This is a genomic window from Micromonospora sp. WMMB235 (assembly GCF_001855515.1).
Classification (GTDB): domain Bacteria; phylum Actinomycetota; class Actinomycetes; order Mycobacteriales; family Micromonosporaceae; genus Micromonospora; species Micromonospora aurantiaca.
Map to the genome: position 1 here is coordinate 6657201 of NZ_MDRX01000001.1, position 18412 is coordinate 6675612.

The following is an 18412-nucleotide window of genomic DNA, read 5'->3' on the forward strand; positions in this document are numbered from 1 at the left end:
GAGAAATTTCGATGATCTTGACGGTGGTTTGCCGGCGGCTACGCCGATCACGCTGCCGTGTACGGACACGGCGCGTCCCCCCACTTCCTTTGGCGGTGGGGGGCGAGTTCACTCGACCCGCGGCGCGCGCAGTGGAGGTCAAGTCCGGGCGCGGGGTTTCGAGGAAAGATCATGCGGGGTGTGCATGATGTTTCCGAGCCGCGCCCGGACTTGACCGGAGCGAGCACGTCGCTAGCCTGTCGCGGCCCCCACCGGTGAAGGGGTTTGGGCAGTGCGGCCGGAGGCCGCTTCCGGTTTACCCGGCCCGCCAGGGCCGGGCGTCTCGTGAGCGGAAGTACGGTGATCGGTCGGGGTCGGCGGCAGCCCTACGCCGAGGGCTAGCTGAGCAGATCAGGGGTGGGGGGTGTGCCCTGCTCGTCCAGGATGGCCCACAGCGTTTCGCGCCTCCACTTGCGGCGGTAGCGCCCCTTTGGGCCTGCTGTCTGCTCATCGGCGCGCTCCAGCACGCGACTGGGTAGGGCGTTGGCGGTGCTGTAGCCGAGCACTCGGGCGGCTTCGGCTTTGCCCACCAGTTCGTCCGGCTTGCCGGAGCGGTCGGGGTGGCCGTGGGGAGTGCCGGCTGGCCGTCCGGTTCGCGTCGCGCCTCCCTTGCCGATGCGGTTTTCCGCGATCTCCCACACGGTGCGGCGCTTCCACCGTCTGCGTTTGCGGCCGGATGGGGTCGACGATTCGTCATCCACCTGCTGCTGCAGCCGTAGCCACACGGGGTTGTTTCCGGCGAGGGCGCTTCGGTCGCGGTAGCCGAGGATGCGGGCCGCTGTCGCGGTGTCGACCAACTCGTCCGGGTCCCCGGAGCGGTCGACGCTGTCGCGTGCGCTGCGCGTGGCCTGTTCGCGTGGCAGTTCGTATTTGGCGATGTCCTGACGGTGCCATGTGCGGCCGTCGGCGGCGCGCTCGGGGAAGCCGTTGCTGTCGCGCTCGCGGTAGAGCCGGTCGAGGTGGCTGACGGAGATGCCGAGCATCGCCGCTGCTTCGACCCGGTTGACGACATCGCGGCCGTGTGGGGAGCGCGTGGACATGGAGTGATGATGCCGTACGCACTGGTGGGCGAGCCGCATGGTCGGCGGATGGCGGCTGAGGACGCTTCTCATGGTCTGCTTCACGGCCGATGGTTGGGGGCTGCCGTACGATGGGCGGCACGCGTCCGGCGTAAGGGTTCGTTGGGGCCCGTGTGGCGTCGGATGCCAGGCGGCCGGGGGGAGTTCGCCAAACTAACCCCCCGGCCTCCGCCGAGCAGTCGCCCCAAGGGCGCTGGGGCGCTGTGGTCACTGGCCCCGCGGTGGGTGGTGCCGGGCATTGGGAAGGCACCGTCGCGCGGCGCGCGCCAGGACCCCGTATTGCGTGTCGCCCCTGGCGATCACCTGCCCGGTCGGCAGCCTGCGCGCCACGTACTCGCAGCGCTGGGCGTCCCATCCCCCGAGGCAGACGGGCGATGGTTCGGTGATCATGTCCCATCGTTCACCGTCGGTGCCGTTGATGTGGACGTGGAACTCGCGAGTGAGAGTCCACCTGTCGCTGTAGGTATCGAGCCGGAGGCCGTGGGGATTGTTGTCCCGGAAGAGGCGCCAGCGGCCATCGCCTCCGAGCAGCCGCGCGATATCCCGCTGTCCGTCGAGCGGGGCTTGGCCAGGTGGGTGCCGTACTGGTGTGGTGGTCGCGTTCTGGCTGAGCGGCCGGTTTGGCATGGTCGAACCCCGTGGGTGGTGTGGTGGGCCCCCGGAGGTTCGCCGTCTCCGGAGAGAGTCATTACTACACAGGCATCGAGTGTGTGGGCTGAGCGCGGATTGTGGCGCACGCGGAGCTGGCAGGGCGGGCCGGCAGCGGACCTGATGGGACGCGGACGTGTTCCGGCCCGCCCGGTGGCCGCGGGAGCAACGGCCTGGAGCACGACGGGCTCGGGACAAAATTGGTCTTGGGTGGTGCCGGTCGGGAGCCGGTTGTGGCCCCCGACCGGCAGCGGCTAGGCGGCGAGGTTGCACCCGGTGTCGGGGTCCGCCTCCGTGTCGGCAACTGCGGTGTCAGCAGCAGCGGCGGTTGCCGCGTCAACGCCGTGGCCCTCGCTCTCTGCCTGCTCGGGTTCGGCCTCGGGGCGGGCAGGCTGCGGGTCGTCTGGCTCCGTGTTCGTGGCTACGGCGGGGGCCGTTCGCCGGTTCGTGGCGCGGTTGACGACGCCGTCGATGATGAGCTGTTCGACCTTGCCGACCTGGAAGCCGTTGGTGATGCACCACTGCAACCACTTCGCGACGGCCGGGTCCGGGGCACGCCAGGAGGTGCGGGTGATGGCGCTTTCGTTCGCGGCGGCGATGGCGGCCAGGGAGATGACCGTGTAGCGGGCGTCGCTGACGCGGGCCGGGACGCGGCTGGTGCCGGCGCGCTTGGTCTTGCCAGGCGAGAGGAGGCCGTCCAGCATCTTCCGGCCGCCGTTGATCCAGGTGGACAGGATGTAGCTGGAGTCGGCCAGCATCTCTGCGATGAGCTTGTTGGTGCCCTTGGGTGGGGTCTTGCCAGCGAGCAGGTTGGTCAGCCACTCACGCCGGACGGTGTTCGCGGCTTCCATCAGTTTGTTGTTTTCGATGACGCGCCGCCGCTCGGCCTTCTGCTCTTCGGTCATGGGGCTGCTGCGGGCGACGTTCGTGCCGTAGCTGTATTGGGTGTGTCCGTGCTTGCGCCAGTCGGTGCAGTAGGTGCGTTCGGTGAGGCGGTGGTCGTAGGCCAGGTACAGCAGGACGGCGTGGCCGGGGCAGGCGATGTGGTCCTCGGCGGTGATGCGCTGGCCTTCGGCGTCGCGGAGGTCGCTGATCTCCTTGACCTTCGCGTCGTGGTAGCTGGGGTGTTCGGTCAGCAGGGTCACCCCGGCGGCGGTCAGCTCGGCGCGGCGCGCGGCTTCGGCTTCGCGGGCGTTGCGGGCGGAGCGGGCCTGTTCGACGGCTCGGGCGAACGCGAACGGTCCGGCGTCTTCGGCTTCCTGCAACAGCGTTTCGATGGTGTCGGGTTCGTCGGTGAACTCGGCGAGGGCGGCGGCCTGGGTGAAGTCCAGTCCGAGTGCGTGGGTGCGCTCGGCGGTGTGCTTGTCCAGGGCGGCGACGCAGCGGCCGGCCTTGACCTGTTCGGGGTGGTAGCCGGTGCTGCGGGCGATCTCCTCGTCGCTCATGCCGTCGAGGGCGAGCTGCTGGATGCCTCGGGACACCTGCGCGGCGGTGGGGTCCTTGCGGTGGACCTGCCGCAACATGCTGATGATCTGATCGCGGTTGCCGGCCAGGTCGTCCCGGACGATGGCCGGGATGTACTCCTGCTCGGCTTCGACGGTGGACCAGTATCGCTGCTCGCCGTCGATGATCAGGTACGTGTCGTTGTCTAGCGGCGTGACGATGACCGGGGCGAGCAGCCCGCGAACGCCGTCCTCTTGCAGGTTCTCCACGATGCCGGGCAGGGCTTGGGCGTCGTCGCGGACGTTGTCGGGGTTGGGCTTGATCTGCTTGATGGGCAGCAGTTCGTAGCCGCCGGGCAGGGCGGGCTTGGCGACGGTGTGCTCGGTGTCGGCTGCTTGCGCCGGGTCGGTGGTGGGGGTGGTCGACAGGTCGGGCAGTCCGTCCGGGTTGGGCTGGTCGGTTTCCGCGCTGGGCTGCGCGTCGGTTGCGGTGATCGTGAGCACGGGTGTGCTCCCTTCGGTTGTGGGTTTGTTGGTTGGCCAGTCAGGCCCGGGTTGCCGTCCGGGCCTGACCGGTGGTTTCGGGGCCGCTGCGTTCAGCGGCGCTGGCGTATCCGTGTCGGGTCGCTGCGGAGTTGCCACTGAAAGGAGGAACGTCGCGCCGCTGTTAGGCGGCTGTGGCGAGGGCGGTGAGGCGGGGGCGGGCGGCTGGTGCGGGCATGGCGCATTCGGTGCAGGTGGTGCTGTTCCACCGGTGTGGGCTTGCGCCGTCGCCGGCTGGGCAGGGGCGGGTTTGCAGGTCGCTGATGTCGGCGGCGTTGAGGCAGGTGGGGCAAAGCCCCCAATTGGCGGTCGAGGGACCGGCGATGGGGGAGTCACATTGGGCGCAGTACAGGCCGGCCTGGCGTAGTGCCTGGCCGATCACGTCGGCGGTGGTGACGGCGCGGCGGGCTGTTGCCGCGAGGTTCTTCCATGCGGCGGTGTTCTGGACGCGGCGCCAGTCCTCCGTGTTCAGGGCTGGGTCGTGGAGGCTGCCGGGGTCGTCGGCCTGGGCGCGTAGGTACGCCTCGACTTCTGCCCGGCCGAACAGCGGTCCGGTCCATTGGTAGGTGCGGGCGAGCACGGAGACGAGGTGTCGGGCGTCGGGCTCGGCAAGGTTGCGGGGCAGGGACACGCCGTGGGGCAACCCGATGAACAGGGGCATTGCTTCTCCCAAGGTGCGCAGCGGTGGGTTTCCAGCGCACGGCCGTGGGCGGGCTGAGGCCGGGTTGTTGTGGCCGTGCGGTGCGGGAGCGGTAGCCCGCGTCGGCGTGCTCGATGCGCGTCGACGCGGTCAGCCGTGCGGCTGGGCGCTGGGTCCGGGTGCCGCTGGCGGGTTGCGCCAGCGGCACCCGGGAGGTCGGGTCAGAGCGTGGCCGCGATTTCCATCGCCCGGATGCCGACGCCCTCCATCTCGTACGCGGCGTCGGGGTCGGTGAGGGTCTTTGCGGCGCTGGTGACGGCGTGCATGATGCCTCCGGCCGTGCGGTCGCCGCCGTCGATGAAGTGGTTCAGGATGAGCCGCTGCTCGTCCTCGGTGAACCGCAGCCGCTGGGCGACGACCCGGATGGTGTGGTTGGGGTCGGGGATCCGGCGGCCGGCCTTCTCCTCGATCTCTTCGATCTTGCGCTGCACGTAGCGGACGTCGAGGAATCGGCGCACGGCGTCGCGGGTCTGCTTACCGATCAGGTTGAGGTTCGCCTGGTGGGTGTCGTTGCTCCACCGGATGGTGCCCTCGTCCATCTTCGCGCCGAGGTGCACCGCTCGCAGGGCGTCTTTGGTGATGGTGAGGCCGTTGTCGCAGACCTGCACGACGATGCGGGGAGTGACAGTGAACGCGCCAGAGCCTGTCTCGCTGTTCGTGAAGACGAGACCGGCGAAGACGGTTGGGTTGTCCGCGCCGGTGGCTCCGGTGAAGGGGCTGCGGTAGTTGCGCAGCAGGTTGCGGGCGAGGCTCTTGATGGCCTCGGAGTGCACCCGGACGACCATCCGGCGCTCGCTCAGGTCGCAATCCAATTTGACGCTCATGCCCGACTCGCGGATGCCGGACAGGACGGCCATCAGCACGTCGAGGTTGTCGATGATCTTGTATCCGTCGCTAAGGAAGGCGCGCAGGATGCCGCCACCGTTGCCGTCGGACAGGCAGCGGGCGAGATAGCGCTTGCCCTGGCTGAGGTCGAGCCAGCCGTTGATGTTGGCGTCGTAGAGGTGCAGTGCCTGCGCGCGGGTCTTGCGCAGGTAGCTGGTGGGGATGCCGAGCTTTTCGCCGAGTCCCGCGTCGCCCAGTTCGGTGGGCCGGTAGAGCCCGTCGGAGGGGGTGACACCCGATTCGCTGAGGATGGGTTCCGCGCCGGTGATGCGCAGGTGTCCGGCCTCGGCTCGCAGCATCGCCGTGCCAGCGACGATGTCGAGCTTGTGCGCCTGCTGGAGGTCGAGGATGCGGTGCAGGTCCGGCAGCGTCGCGTGCCGGGCGGCCAGGGGGATGGTGTCGAGCGCGTTGCTCACCGTTGATCCCTTTCGGTTGGGGTGTTGGCTGCGAGGGCGGGGGTTGCCGTCCCCTCCCTCATGTATTTAATGATACATGACCAGCCCCGCAGAGTCCACTTGAGACCGTTCAATTCGTGAAATTCCAGCGTGGCCAATGTGTAACCGTCGGTAATTAATAACGCATGATCTACTAACGTTTCTCTACGTGCTGATTGGTGAATTGGTCGGCGCAGCCGGTTATGTGATGTGCGTCAGAGAGCCTTCCCGGTGGCCTGATCTTTGATCGACCATGTTTGGCTGTGGGGGTCAAGCCTGGGGTGTGGCTTGACCCCCACAGCCAAACATGGTTGGCACTGTGGGGTCAGGTCGCCGGGAAGGATCGGCGCTGCCTCCCCCTTCCCGGAGCCTGCCTCGCCGGCGAGGCGCCGCGGTTCAGCGGCGGGACGCTGACCCGGCTGGAGGCCATCGACCGAAGGTCGATTCAGCCCAAGCGGCGAGACGGCTGTCGGACCGGGCGGGCTAGCGGGCGTCGAGTGGTGCGAATGGGTCTACATCCGGAAGCAGTCGTCTTGCCTTACGGCAAATTCGCTTCAGGCAGCGGCTGCATTAGGAGTCACTGGTTGGCAAATCGGGCGGCGTGGCGCTGAGCACCTTCCCGCTCCGGGTGTTGATCCATTCCTGCACGCGTCTGCGTTTCCAGTAACGAGTAGATCCCTGTACTGGTGCGGGTTCTTCGCGGTCAGGCATGGGAAGGTAGCCGTCCTCGCCGCGGTCCCACACGGCCTTGCTCATTCCGACGTACTTGTCCCACCCGCCCTGCGTGATGGTGAGAATCTCCCGGAACTCGGTGGCGGAGATGAGCTCCTCGGGGTCGCCGTTGAGGTCGACATGATGGACCCGCGCTCGGGAGGATTCCACGATCTGCGGTAGGAGGACATCCCGGACGTGCTTCAGCTCGTCGATGGGAAGCCACGCCTTCTTGTCCTGCTTGACCGACGCGGGCCAGCCTGACCCTTGGGCGCGCTGCTTCGGTGACGTCTTGAGCCGCACCGTCTGTTCGGACCGTCCGGTCAGCTCGGCTGCGCCGGCTATGTCCGTGTGTGGCCGGCCACCAATGTTCCGGATTTCCATGCCTACCCCTGCCTGCATCGGTGGCCAGCGGTTGGAACGGCCGGGGGAACATCGTCCGCGAACGAACGAAGCGGCAACCCCCCGGCCGCGTGATCCAACCAACAGCCCCACCCACAAGTCCACCGCTAAGCGGCGGACGTGTGGCCGAAGCGGTGCAGATGGTAGCAGCCTGGCTCTCGGTCGCCTGGGAGATCGGCGGGTTGATGCCGTACTTGAGAGCCGTGCTCCCCCTGACGAAGCCCGGCAAAGACGATCGGCAAAGAGCGCCACCGGCTGCGGCCAGGAGCAGCGCTGTGCGCCCAGAGAGGACGGACGCCGTTCAGCTGCCCCGCGGGACGGCTGGTAGAGCGCCCGAAGGGGCACGGATTACCGATTCGGCCATGTCGAGCGCGCGGAGCAGGGCTCTTTGCTGCGCCGCCGACAGGGTGCCTGCGTCCAAGCCGCATGTTGATACGAGCGTCTTGAGCTGATTGACCCGTTGATGGTGGGCGGCGGCGAGGCAAGTGGGATGAGTCAGTAGATCGCGTGCGGCGTACCCGTCGCCAGCAGCGTGTTGGATCAGTTCGACGCCGAGCTGCTCGGCGGCTGGGTGATCGTTATCGAGGGCGTCTAGAAGGGTGAGGCCAAGCCGGGTGTGGAAGACGGTGAGTCCGGGCTTGGCGGGTCCGAGGGCGTGGTAGGCGGTCAGCGCCTTGTTCGCCTGGTCGTCTGCGGGATCGGAGTCTGGCATCAGCAGGAGCAGGCAGGCAGTGACGGCGTCTTCCCATGGTTCGCCCGGTTGGGTGGCGTCTAGCATCGCGCGTGCCTGGCGGTAGCGGCCTGCTGTGGCATGGGCTATGACGCTGATCTGCCTGCCGTCGAGCATGCGTGCGCCGATGCCGTTGTATTGGGTGAGGCGGTGGCTGGCGTCGTCCCACCGTCCGGCGCTGGCGAGGGCGTGGGCGCCGGTGCCGAGCAGGACGGCCCATAGCCAGGTTCGTGTCTTGGTGTGGGCACCGGGTGCCTCGGTGAGGCGGGCGACGGGGATGGTGAGGCCGTCGATCAGGGTGTCGGTGCGGGTGTCGATGGCCTGGAACAGGGTTTCCAACAGGGCCCAGGCGGCGGGGCCGTCGCCCGCGCGGATGCGGAGGCGGGCGAGGTTCACGATCGGTTCGAGTGCGTGCTGGGGATCGCTGCCGTGGTCGAGTGCCGCGGTGGCGAGCCGGTGGCACCAGGTGTGGGCCAGGTCGGGCATGTCACAGTCCGAGGCTAGGAGCGCGGCGAGGTTGAAGACCGCGGTCGCGGCGGCCACGTCACCGCTGTGGTAGGCGAGGTCGGCGCGTTCCTCGAGGTCGGCGATGCGCTGGGGCAGGGGTGTGCATACGGGGCGGGGCCGGGCGATCAGCGGGAATCTACGGGCTATTGCGGGGTTCATGAGTCACCGCCCGGGGCCGAGGGCGCGGTGGGGTTGGTGCCGAAGATGATGTTTCTGGCGGCGGTGGCGAGTGCCGCTTGGTGCAGGCCAGGAATGCTGCGCCGGTTCCAGGCGAAGATCACGTGGTGGGCGAGGGTTGCGCGGAGGCCGCGCTGCAACTGTCCTGTCCGGTTGAGCCGGTTGAGAGTGTCGCCGGCGGCGATGTAAGCCTCGAACCAGCTGCGAGTGGCGGCCAGCGGCGCCCCCTGGTGGGTGAGGCTGGCTGGATCGGCAGTGAGGAGCCGTTTCACCGCGTGCAGCAGGTTGTTGACGAGCGTGGGCTGGGGTGGGTCTCGGTGGTTGGCGACGCGGGCCCAGACGTCGCCTTGTTCGTACCAGTCAAGGCCTGCGGCTCGCATCATGGCCGCGGCGAGCATGATCGACAGCTCGGGGTGCCGCGCGGCTAGGTGGTTGGAGCCGGGGGTGAGTAGCTGGCGGCTGTCGTGATGCCACAGATGGTGGGTGGTGTCCATGGCTCTGGTGCCGCCGAAGGCGTAGGTCTCGGGCTCGTAGATTCCCGGAACGGCGGCGCTGATATGGCGGTCGTGGCGTAGGCGGGCCAGCTGGCTGGCCAAGTAGTGGTCGGCGGTGGTGGAGGCGGGAAGGTAGCGCAGCCGCCAAGTGCCTTTCCGGACGTAGAACCAGGTGGTGATGAGCTGGCGGGTTTCGGCGTCGACGAGGATCGGCGCGAGATGGGCGGTGGCTACTTGGTCTGCGGCGTGGGGGTCGGGGAAGGCGATGGTGGTCTGCCGCCATTTGGGTGGCGTCATGTTCGTTTCCCTTGGGTTCAGGCGAGGGCGAGGAAGGTGTCCCAGCTGGTCGCCGGGCTGCCGGTGACGGCGGTCTGCAGCGCCAGCACGGCACCGGCCGTGCCGTTCAGCAGCTCTGGATCACCTTGGGCTTGGCTGGCGAGCTGGTTGGCGAGTTCGGCCGCCAGGCCGGGCAGCTCGGCGGTGAGCTGACCCGCGCGGTGCGGGTCGGTGCTGGCGGCGGCCAAGCGGCTGGCAGCCTGCAGGAGGCCGGCTTTGCCGTGGCAGAGGCCGATCTCGGGCAGCCGGGCGCGTTGGGCGGCGTCTCGCAGCACGGCGAGCACAGCCTCTTCTGCCCGTTGCTGGCGGGCCGTATCTCGCAGGGCGAGCCCGGCGAGTTGCTGAGCGCGGGCGATGCCGGGGGTGCCGTAGCACCAGGAGGGCCGGTGCCGCCGTGGGGTGGTGTCGGGGGTGACGTAGCCGGGCCACCATGTTCCGGCCGGGTCGTCTTGGCGGTGGTGGTCGGTCCAGTCGCATAGAGCGGCGAGGGCGTTGCGGGCTGCGGGGGTGTCGTGGCCGTGGAGGATGGCGTAGGCGAGCAGGGCGATGAGGGCGCTGATGCCGTGGGCTACGCCGATGTTGCCGTGCCCGTGGGGAAAGTCTGGGTGTGGTGTGCCGCCGAGCCCCGATGGCAGCCACCACGGCGGCTGCGTGGAGCCGTTGCCGAGGGGTTCGGTGATGCGGGCCAGGTAGGTCATCACGTCGCGGCTGATGGGGTGCTCGGGGTGGGCGTGCAGGTGGTAGAGCCCGAGCCCGGTCAGGCCGTGGACGAGGTCGAACTCGTACATCGTCAGCGGGTCGCGGCGGTCTATGCGGGCGTGTGCGGCGACGAGCCGTTGTCTGGTGAGGGTGATCGTGGCGTCGTTGAGGCTGGCGAAGGCGCGGTGGTAGCCGCCGAGGGGGCGGGCGGTGTGCAGCATGAACGCCAGCGCGGGGGCGCCGTGGAAGGGGTCGGAGTTGCGGCCGATGCTGACCGGCTCGCTGCCGGCGGCGCGTATCCAGCGGTGGGCGGTGGCTTCGTTGCCGTGTCCGGAGACGGCCCGCTCGATGTGCAGCAGGGCGATGCCCACCGCGCCTCCGGCCAGCGATTGCGGCCGGGTCCGCCCGTCGCGTGACGGGCCGACGATGGAGGGGCTGGCGAGTCTGGCGCAGACCGCCGCGAGCACATCCGAGGGGTTGGCGGTGGTGGTCGGGGTGGTCACGTGATGCTCCTTGTCGTCCAGCTCAGCGCGGCGGCGCGGGCGAGGTGCAGGCAGGCTCGTTCGCTGTCGAGGTCGGCCCCGGCGACGCGGACGTGGTGCAGGTGCAGCAGGTCGGGCAGCAGCTCGGCCGGCGGCATGGTGCTGACGGTGGGCAGGCTGTCGCGCCAGGCGGCCACGGTGCGGCGGCGCCGAGCCCAGCGGTCCGTCAGGTTCTCGCCGCCGGTCAGGGACGCCACGGCGGTGGGGTCGTACGGGTTGGCCAGGCGGATGGCCTGGTCGTAGACGGCTCGTGGGGGTGCTGGCCGGTGCGCGCGGGTACGGGCTATCAGCCATCGCAGGGCGTCGTGTGGGTCGCCGATGACCGCCGTGACGAGGTCGACCATGCTCGCGGCGGTCAACGCCTGCCAGCCCAGGGTGGGACGTCGCGTGGTGACGGCCAGTTGGGCGAGCGCGGCTGCGGAGTCCGCCGCGAACACGGCTGCCGTTGCCTGGTACGCGGCCAGGCTGCCGAAGCGGCCAGGCTCGCCGAAGTCGGTGTCCCACTGGACTCGCTGGGTCAGGTCGGCGTCGGTCAGCTCCTGCGTCCAGCCGGTGATGGCTTCGATGGGCAAGCCGCTGATACGCAGCCGCAGGTGCGGCTCCGGGTCGGCGTGGCGCAGGAACCACCACCTGCCCGCCGGCGGGAGTTGCACGACAAGCCGAGGCAGGTGGGCGGTAAGGATGGTGGTCTGTTCTTCCGGCCGGGCGTAGATCTTCAGGTAGTGGTGGTCGCGGCCAGGCAAGCTGCCGTGGGTACGGACATCGACCAGGGGGCTGGTGAGGCGGGGCGCTGGTGGTCTCGCGGTGGTGGCGGTCAACGGGATGACGATTTCGTGGGGATGCCCGCCGATCCAGGCGGCGCCTTCGGGGATGAGATGCAGCAGTGCGGTGGGGTTGCGGGTCAGGTGGTCGCGTAGCAGCGCCCGGTGAGCGGGCTTGTCCAGGTCGAGGCCGAGGGTCTGGTCGCCGATACCAAGCGAGACGGCGGTAGGGCAGCCTGTGGCCTTGAGCCAGGTGGTCAGCGCGCGGTCCCAGTGCTGCCAGCCGGCATGCCGGTCGGGCAGTTCGGCGGCGCTCAGGTGCCACCGCCCGGGGCTCAAGAGGGTCCGGCCGTACCGCAGCGCGGGCAGGAACGGCAAGCCCTTGGCCGCTGGCCCCCACTCCAGCGGTGAGCACGGGGTAGCGAGGGCCACGGGCGCTTCGGCCAGGAAGCGGGCCAGAGGGTGGGCGTGTCGTACGGGCTCGACCGCGTTGACTGCGACCGGCTGCAGCGCCCGTCGGCGAGAGATCGACACCAGGTACAGGCGGTGCGCGTCGGCGGTTACCGCGATGTCGTCCAAGCCGATCGCGGCCTGCGACGGGGCGTGGTACTCGCCGACGGGGATCAGATGCGGCAGCACCTGGGGGGCGCGGTTGACGTCCAGGCTGATGGTGTAGCGGGTGACCGCGGACAGCTGGGCCAGCAACGCGCCGGCGCTGGCTGGGCTGTCGGCGGCGCAGGAGGCCATCCGGTGCCGGTCGGTCTCGCCGAACATGTCTAGGAACCGGCCCGCGGTGGAGAAGGCTTGCGCTGAAGCACGTACGACCGACAGCAGGAAGTCGCCGCCGGCGATGGCTTGGAGGGAGTCGGCGTGGACGCGCACGGTGAGCTCGGCGGTCGGCGGGATCTCGGTCGGCGCCGGGCCGGCCAGCCTGTCCAGGAGGACGTCGTCGAGGTCGACCTCGTGTTCACGGTGCAGGGCGGCACGTTGCGCCAAGGCGAGTAGCCTCCGGTCCCTGTCGGTCAACGCGGGCGAATCATCGGCCGGCTCGCCGGTGAAGCCGTCCGGATAGCCGAGGCCCACCTGGGCATCGATCGCATCCAGGAGCGGGACGAGGGCGTGCAGGCCGTACCGGTTCAAGAAACGCGTATGCCAGTCCCGCCACCGAAGCGATGTCGGCCGGGCGAGGCGGGTCAGCGCGGCAGCGGCGCGGCATGCCTCGGCCGTCACCGTCGTCGGCACCACGAGGTCGCAGTCCAGCCGCAAATCGACACCGACCGCCTGCCCGGGCTGGATCACGGCGGCGGCTCTGCCGAGGTCCCGGCGGCGGGCATCAGCCGTGGCCTCGTCCGGTGCGCGGTCGTGTCGGGCTTTGAGATCGCGAACGCGACGCAGCGGATCAAGTAGCTCGCCTACGTCGCCGCCTTCGGCTGCGGCGGTCTCCAGCTGATCCACGAGATGCGCCAGGGGGTCGGTCTCGGTCGACGGCGGGCGCAGGCTGGTCAACAGCAACCGCTGCGTCACCATTTGGCCGACCAGCCGCTGCGCGCCTTCCTGCGGCGCCCCACATTCGGCCGTCAGCTTGCCGGTGAGGTCGGCCCACCGGATCGGCTCAGCCGCCAGCGCGAGAGCCGTGCGGATCATGTCGGTGGTCTTGATGCGCAGATGCGTGGGCGCACCTGCGGGGTCGGTCGTGGCGGCGCGGTACTCCAGCACCAGCCTCTCACTGCGCTCGACCAGCAGGTTGTTGGCGCGCACCATCACATGCGGGCGCAGCCGCACGTCGGATTCCAGGCCATCGAGGACGGCGGCCAGCCAGGATGCCTGAAGGCGAGCGAAAGGCCGGTGTGCAGTGCCCCAGTGGATGCGGCCGGTGCGGCTCGCGGTGGCGGGGGCAACGCCCGCGAACAACCCGTATGGTGTGGCACGGGTGGTAGTGCGCAGCAGGTAGCGCATGACCGCGAGCACCACCCGGCGGGCGTCAGATTGCGACGGGCCGCCGCTGATGGCGGCGGTGACCCGCTCGGCGAGGTCCGGTGACGCGTGGGCCAAGGCTGCCGCGAACCCCGGAACCGCCAACGTCTCGGCAAGCCACAGGCGCCAACTGGTCGCCGTGTCGCTGCCGGTCAGGTCAGGCCATGCGCCGATCTGGCCCGGGCGAAGTACGGCCGCCCGGAGCATCAAGGCATCGTTCACGCTGCGGTACACACCAGCCTCCCCATGGGCGTGATCATCTGTCTGCGGGTGAGGAGTGCCCGACCCTCGAGAGCAGGTCTCCCCGGGCCGGGCACTCCTGATCCGCTGTCGATGGCTCGCCTTACGGCCTGCCCATCTGGTTTGGGCTGGCCATCAGAGCGAGCCACCAGCGGATGCGGCTGGTCAGCAGCTGGTGCAGGCCGACGCGCAGGTGCTGCCGCAGTTGTCCTCGGTCATCTTGATGATGTGCTCGACGGTGCCGCCGGCCTCGATGAACTCGATGTCGAGATCGAAGTCGTCGAGGGTGCCGCCCTCGACGTCGGGCTGGACCGTGGCGAGCTGGGCCATGACAACCTCCCTGGTTGCAGTGATAGGGGTTCCCCGACGCTCCCCCCGGCGTGGGCCGCTGAGGTGAGCGCCGAAGTCTCTTAGGACCAGGCGACGGCGAGGACGCCGTGTCGCTTGGTGCTGTGCCACCCGGTCAGATCGCTGGTGTCGGCGGTGTTCGGGTGGTAGGTGATGTGGGCAGCGCCGCGCCGGTAGTAGGAGTCCGCCCAGGTGCGGATCATGGCGAGCAGCTCGGCACCGACCTGCTCGGCTTCCGGCCCGTGGGCGATGACACCGGTCTCGTAGCCGCTGACGGTCTGCGGATTCTCCCGCTTGATGCGATAGGCGAAGCTGCCGCCGCGCACCAGCGTCGGGGTGCCGTTGCGTACCGTGCGGTTGACTACGCCCTGATCGACCGCGGCCTGCGCGGCGTGAATCATCGGCAGTTCCGGCCCGCTGGTCAGCAGGTACAGCTCCAGCTCGTCCGGCATGTCGAACGGCGTGCCCGACCAGCTCTCCACGGGCTTGGTGTTGAGCGCCTTGCGCAGCGCCGGCACGTCGAACGTGAGAGTGCTGTTCTGGTCGAGGCGCAGCCCGACGTCGGGGGTGACCGGGATCAGCTGCTCGCTGGCGGCGCCGTCGCCCTGCATCGGCACGAACGAGCCGAGCCGGTAGTTGCTGGCCGTCAGCACCGACCTGCCGGGGGCGCGGTCGAAGGCGACCAGGCGGGTGATCCCGGCGAAGCGCAGCGGCACGACGATCCGGCCGTCCGGGGTGAGCTGATCGAGCCAGGCGGGCGGGATGTCCCACGCCCCGACCGTGACCATGATCCGGTCATACGGCGCGTGCTGTGCCACGCCGTGCTCGGCGTCGGCGAGCACGACGTTGACCTGCTCGTACCCGGCCCGGCGCAGACCCGCGCGGGCACGGTCCACGACGTCGGCATCGATGTCCACGGTCGTCACCGAACCGGTCGGCCCGACGACCTCCGCGATCAGGGCGGCGTTGTAGCCACCCGAGCCGATCTCCAGCACGTTCATGCCCGGCCGTACCTCGGCCAGTTCTAGCTGGATGGCCTGAATGTGCGAGGCCGAGACCACGCTGGTCTGACGCCCCTGAGCGTCAATCTTGGGCACCAGGGTGCTGTTGGTCTGATACACCTTCTCCAGCGGTTCGCCGGGTGCGAACTCGTGCCGGGGCACCGCGTTCATCGCTGCGGCGACGCTGTCGGTGGTGATCAGACCTTCGTCGCGCAGCGTGCCCACCATGGCCTGGCGCAAGGTGGTGGCGTCGTCGACCTGCAATGTCATGGGAATCCTTTCGGGTAGCGGGGGCTGGCGGACTTGGCGTCCCGCTTCGCCCTATGGGTTTGGGCGGCTGGGTTGTTGCAACCTGACCCAGCGAGGCTGGCCCGAGGCCAGAGTCAGCTGCTCGTGGGCCAGGAGATCGTCACCACGCCGTGGGTCTTGTTCATGACCGTGGCGTCGGCGCGAATCTGGGAGCGGTCGCCGCCGGCGGGCCAGTAGGCGAACGTCGGAGGCGTGTGCCGCCCGGCTCGGTCCCACGCCTGGATCTGTTCGATCAACGCGGCGGCGGCCACCTGCCCGTCGCGTCCGTAGGCGCGGGCACCGAACTCCGCCCCGGCGCCCTGCATCGCGTCCCGCAACACGAGGCAGGCGAGCCCGGCTCCGCGTACGACCGCGAACGGCAACCAGCGCTTCCGGGCAGCCAGTGCGCTGCCCTCGTCGGCGGCGAGGCGGCCGAACCCATCCAGGTACCACGCGAGCCACAGGTGCAGGTCGGCGAAGGAGATCCCGTGGCTGACCGTGACGCCAGACCAAAATTCGGCCGCGTCGGCGTCCAGCACGCCATTGAGCTGAATCAGATCCGGGGGTGCGCCGGAGTCGAACGCGAGCTTGACCTTGCCGCCGGTGGTATCGGCTAGCTCGAGCACCTGGTCGGCGTGGCGGCCGGCGCCCTGCATCGGCACGAACCCGGCCACTTCGGCCGACGTGCTGGCCAGGTGGTCGCCGTCGCGCCGGAACCCGATGGTGCGGGTGACCCCGTTCATAATCAACGGGAGGACGAGCACGCCGTCCGAGGCCAGTTGGTCGAGCCAGGCCGGGGCGATGTCCCACGCCCCGACCGTCACGATGATCGCGTCGAATGGCCCCTCGTCCGGCACGCCGTGCTCGGCGTCGGCGACCAGGACACGGACTCGGCTGCTGTAGCCCGTGGCGTCCAGCGCGGTCGAGGCCAGGTCAATGATCTCGGGGTCGATATCAATGCTGACTACTCGGCCCTCCGGACCGACGACCTCTGCGAGGTAGGCCGCGTTCAATCCGCCCGAGCCGACCTCCAGCACCGTCATGCCAGGTCGCAGCTCGGCCAGTTCCAGCATCCGCGCCTGGATGTACGCCGCGGACACCGACGAGATCGCCATGCCGTCCTGATCGCGCTTGGTCACCACGGAGCTGTCGTAGCCATAGGCGACCTCAGTCGGCGTACCGGCCGGCATGAACCAATGCCGCGGCACCGCTCGGATCGCCGCCTCAACGAGAGCGCTCGTGACCATCCCCTTATCGCGCAGCGTGTCCACCAGCGCGGCGCGGAGCTGGGCGGACTCGCCGATGCTTGTCTCAGCCATCTGGGTTACTCGTACTTCCTTCTCATCGGGTCGGACAGGCACTCCTGCATTCGGGGCACGCCTGGTGCGGCGAATGCAGGAAGACAGGGGGCCGGCGGGAGCGCTGCGCTGGTTCCTGCGATGTCACCGACGCCTAACGACAGGAGTGGTTCGTCGTACCCATCGCCGCCCGAGCCGCTGTAGCACCGCGAGTTGTTCTGGGGAGGGGGCGTGCGGTCACGGCGGACCTCCTATCAGGGCGAGGCGGGCGGTCAGGCGTCCTGGTGCTGGTGGCCGTTGGTGGCGCACTCGCGCCAGATGCGGGACAGGTGCCGGGTCATGTGGGCGGTGGCGGGGTGGCCGGGGTGTTCGCGCCGGTGGGTGGTGATGGTGTCGGCGAGGAGGGTGCGGGCGGCTTGGCAGTGGCCGAGGGCGTACAGGATGAGGGCGGTGGCTGCTTGGACGGCGAGGGTTTGCTGGGCGTGCGGGCCGTCGGATTTGGAGAGGTGGCCGGTGAGTTCCCGGTAGAGGTGGTAGGCGCGCTGATGGTGTCCGCCGCGCGAGTGGGCAGCGGCGAGGACGTGGAGGGCGTGCAAGGCCCGCCGGTGGGCGAGCCCGTGGAGGTGGACTGTGCTGGCACGGGCGTAGGTGGCCCAGGTTATGGCGTCGGCGGGGTGGCCGAGACGGAGTTGCAGTTCGGCTAGGAGGATGGCGGCTTCCGCGTGCACCGCGTCGGCGGGCGCGGTGGCGGGGTCGATGCCGGTGAGGCTGGCGTGCAGGAGTTGCCGGGCGCGCAGCGGGTCGCCGAGGACCAGGGTGCGGGCGGTGGCGACACGCTGTGCGCGTTCGGCCTCGAACCGGCCGGGTTCGAGAACAGGGGTGGCGCGCCAGGTGAGGGTGATGTCGCTGGGGGTGGCACCGACGGTGATGCGGGCGAGGACGCGGTGGGCGTGGACGGCTGCGAGGTGTGGCGGGATCGGGGTGCTGGTCGACGGGATGATCCGAGCGGCGCGCGCCAGGATCGCCCGACCGATGGTGTCGGCGACGGCCACGCTATCCAGGGGCCGGGGTCTGCAACCCTGCTGGCACTGGTAGCCCTGCCCAGAGTCGTGCGACTCGGCGTGAGTCATTGGCTGCTGGCAGAACCTGCAGTGCAGCAGTCCCGGCGGCAGGTACATCTCGCACGAGTCGGCGGCCGGCCTGCATGGCTGGAGCGCGACTGGGGCAGTCGCTTTGGTGACCCATTTCTGGACTAGGCGCGGGTCGAGGTTCATCTGATGGGCGACGGTGGTGACGGCGCCGTATGCCCTGACTCGGCGGGCATCCGTGACGCGCTGGACGACGGCGTCGATCAGGTCTGGAGGGTATCTGCTTGGAAAGGCCATGATTCGCGGAGCCAGTTTCAGGACGGGGGTGGTCAGCTGCCTGTGGATGTCACCGGTGAGGCTGTTAGTGACGGGAGCGATGGGGCTACACATGGAAGCCTTGCCAGCGGTTGTCGACCGGGCGGGCCGGGTTGATCGGCATGGCACTGCTGCCGTGGCGAGCGTTGCGGCGCATCGGCTGCAGGGTCGGGCCGTCCGGCAAGGTGATCGCCGGCCGGGGTGTGTAGCCGTATCGGGCGAGCAGGTGCTCCCCGCCTGAGGGAACAGCGGTCCAGGACGGCAGGTCGATGCGGTCGAGGCGGCTGCGGTGGTGGGCCAGCAGCGCGACGCCACAGCCGCCCCGTTGGGCGTCGGTGCGGACGGCGAGGAACGCCAGTTGGTAGTGCGGTTCGGTGGGCTGTTTCTCGGCAAGGAGCGTGTCCAGCAGGTCGAAGCGGTCGGCGTGTGGTCCGGCGGCGTCGGTGAGCCGGGTCCGGTAGTTGGCCGGTGGTGGGATGGGTCGGTAACGGTGAAAACCCACGGTGGCGGCGGTGAGGTCATGGGTGAGGTGGATGTCGCCGAAGAACATCGCATGTTCTACCCAGATCGCGACGACGTCGGCCAGCACCTGGCACCTCTGCCCTGGGTCGGGCACCAGCCACGCGGCGAGCGGTGTGGGGTGCAGGGCGTCGGCGATCAGCAGGGCGACCAGATCCTTGTCTGCCCAACGGGCGGCGCGAATGTGCACCAGGCTCTCCATCGGATTAGAT

At 69.4% G+C, this 18412-nt stretch carries 14 protein-coding genes; all 14 read right to left on the reverse strand.

Annotated elements, in window-relative coordinates; all coding sequences use genetic code 11:
* Positions 1-377 precede the first annotated feature (377 nt).
* The 14 genes from BFV98_RS29725 to BFV98_RS29785 all read right to left on the reverse strand — a co-directional run bounded on the left by BFV98_RS29725 (position 378) and on the right by BFV98_RS29785 (position 18402).
* Positions 378-1079 (reverse strand): hypothetical protein, encoded by a 702-nt coding sequence (locus BFV98_RS29725; RefSeq protein ID WP_143025372.1) that lies wholly within the window; start codon positions 1077-1079, stop codon positions 378-380.
* A 941-nt stretch (positions 1080-2020) separates the two neighbouring features.
* On the reverse strand, positions 2021-3712 hold the full coding sequence (locus tag BFV98_RS29730) for a ParB/RepB/Spo0J family partition protein (RefSeq protein WP_071098549.1): 1692 nt from the start codon (positions 3710-3712) through the stop codon (positions 2021-2023).
* Positions 3713-3875: 163 nt separating this feature from the next.
* Complete coding sequence (locus tag BFV98_RS29735; RefSeq protein ID WP_071098551.1) at positions 3876-4412, reverse strand: hypothetical protein; 537 nt, start codon at positions 4410-4412, stop codon at positions 3876-3878.
* Between the two features lie 200 nt (positions 4413-4612).
* On the reverse strand, positions 4613-5752 hold the full coding sequence (locus tag BFV98_RS29740) for a DUF932 domain-containing protein (RefSeq protein ID WP_071098553.1): 1140 nt from the start codon (positions 5750-5752) through the stop codon (positions 4613-4615).
* Between the two features lie 588 nt (positions 5753-6340).
* Complete coding sequence (locus tag BFV98_RS29745) at positions 6341-6865, reverse strand: hypothetical protein (protein WP_047894145.1); 525 nt, start codon at positions 6863-6865, stop codon at positions 6341-6343.
* Between the two features lie 319 nt (positions 6866-7184).
* Positions 7185-8156 carry a hypothetical protein gene (locus tag BFV98_RS29750; protein ID WP_141722613.1) on the reverse strand — a complete coding sequence of 324 codons (972 nt, stop codon included), beginning with the start codon at positions 8154-8156 and terminating at the stop codon, positions 7185-7187.
* 119 nt (positions 8157-8275) lie between these two features.
* Positions 8276-9088: a thiopeptide-type bacteriocin biosynthesis protein gene (locus BFV98_RS29755; RefSeq protein ID WP_030500416.1), complete on the reverse strand. Its 813-nt coding sequence runs from the start codon at positions 9086-9088 to the stop codon at positions 8276-8278.
* A 17-nt stretch (positions 9089-9105) separates the two neighbouring features.
* Positions 9106-10329 (reverse strand): lanthionine synthetase C family protein, encoded by a 1224-nt coding sequence (locus BFV98_RS29760; RefSeq protein ID WP_052165555.1) that lies wholly within the window; start codon positions 10327-10329, stop codon positions 9106-9108.
* Positions 10326-13337 (reverse strand): lantibiotic dehydratase, encoded by a 3012-nt coding sequence (locus tag BFV98_RS29765; RefSeq protein ID WP_030500418.1) that lies wholly within the window; start codon positions 13335-13337, stop codon positions 10326-10328. The genes BFV98_RS29760 and BFV98_RS29765 overlap by 4 nt, the downstream gene beginning before the upstream one ends.
* 171 nt (positions 13338-13508) lie before the next feature.
* Positions 13509-13673 (reverse strand): FxLD family lanthipeptide, encoded by a 165-nt coding sequence (locus BFV98_RS31665; protein ID WP_082171406.1) that lies wholly within the window; start codon positions 13671-13673, stop codon positions 13509-13511.
* A gap of 80 nt (positions 13674-13753) precedes the next feature.
* Entirely contained in the window at positions 13754-14962 is a 1209-nt protein-coding gene (gene fxlM, locus BFV98_RS29770) for a methyltransferase, FxLD system (protein WP_083395331.1), read from the reverse strand.
* 113 nt (positions 14963-15075) lie between these two features.
* Positions 15076-16299 (reverse strand): methyltransferase, FxLD system, encoded by a 1224-nt coding sequence (gene fxlM / locus BFV98_RS29775; RefSeq protein WP_030500420.1) that lies wholly within the window; start codon positions 16297-16299, stop codon positions 15076-15078.
* 251 nt (positions 16300-16550) lie between these two features.
* Positions 16551-17330, reverse strand: coding sequence for a hypothetical protein (locus tag BFV98_RS32075; RefSeq protein ID WP_143025373.1), 780 nt, complete (start codon positions 17328-17330; stop codon positions 16551-16553).
* 418 nt (positions 17331-17748) lie between these two features.
* On the reverse strand, positions 17749-18402 hold the full coding sequence (locus BFV98_RS29785; RefSeq protein ID WP_030500422.1) for a hypothetical protein: 654 nt from the start codon (positions 18400-18402) through the stop codon (positions 17749-17751).
* Positions 18403-18412 lie beyond the last annotated feature (10 nt).

Coding starts and splice junctions, on each gene's coding strand:
- BFV98_RS29725 (WP_143025372.1), bottom strand. CDS start 1,079: ATGTCCACGCGCTCCCCACACGGCCGCGATGTCGTCAACCGGGTCGAA.
- fxlM (WP_030500420.1), bottom strand. CDS start 16,299: ATGGCTGAGACAAGCATCGGCGAGTCCGCCCAGCTCCGCGCCGCGCTG.
- BFV98_RS29755 (WP_030500416.1), bottom strand. CDS start 9,088: ATGACGCCACCCAAATGGCGGCAGACCACCATCGCCTTCCCCGACCCC.
- BFV98_RS29785 (WP_030500422.1), bottom strand. CDS start 18,402: ATGGAGAGCCTGGTGCACATTCGCGCCGCCCGTTGGGCAGACAAGGAT.
- BFV98_RS31665 (WP_082171406.1), bottom strand. CDS start 13,673: ATGGCCCAGCTCGCCACGGTCCAGCCCGACGTCGAGGGCGGCACCCTC.
- BFV98_RS29745 (WP_047894145.1), bottom strand. CDS start 6,865: ATGGAAATCCGGAACATTGGTGGCCGGCCACACACGGACATAGCCGGC.
- BFV98_RS29735 (WP_071098551.1), bottom strand. CDS start 4,412: ATGCCCCTGTTCATCGGGTTGCCCCACGGCGTGTCCCTGCCCCGCAAC.
- fxlM (WP_083395331.1), bottom strand. CDS start 14,962: ATGACATTGCAGGTCGACGACGCCACCACCTTGCGCCAGGCCATGGTG.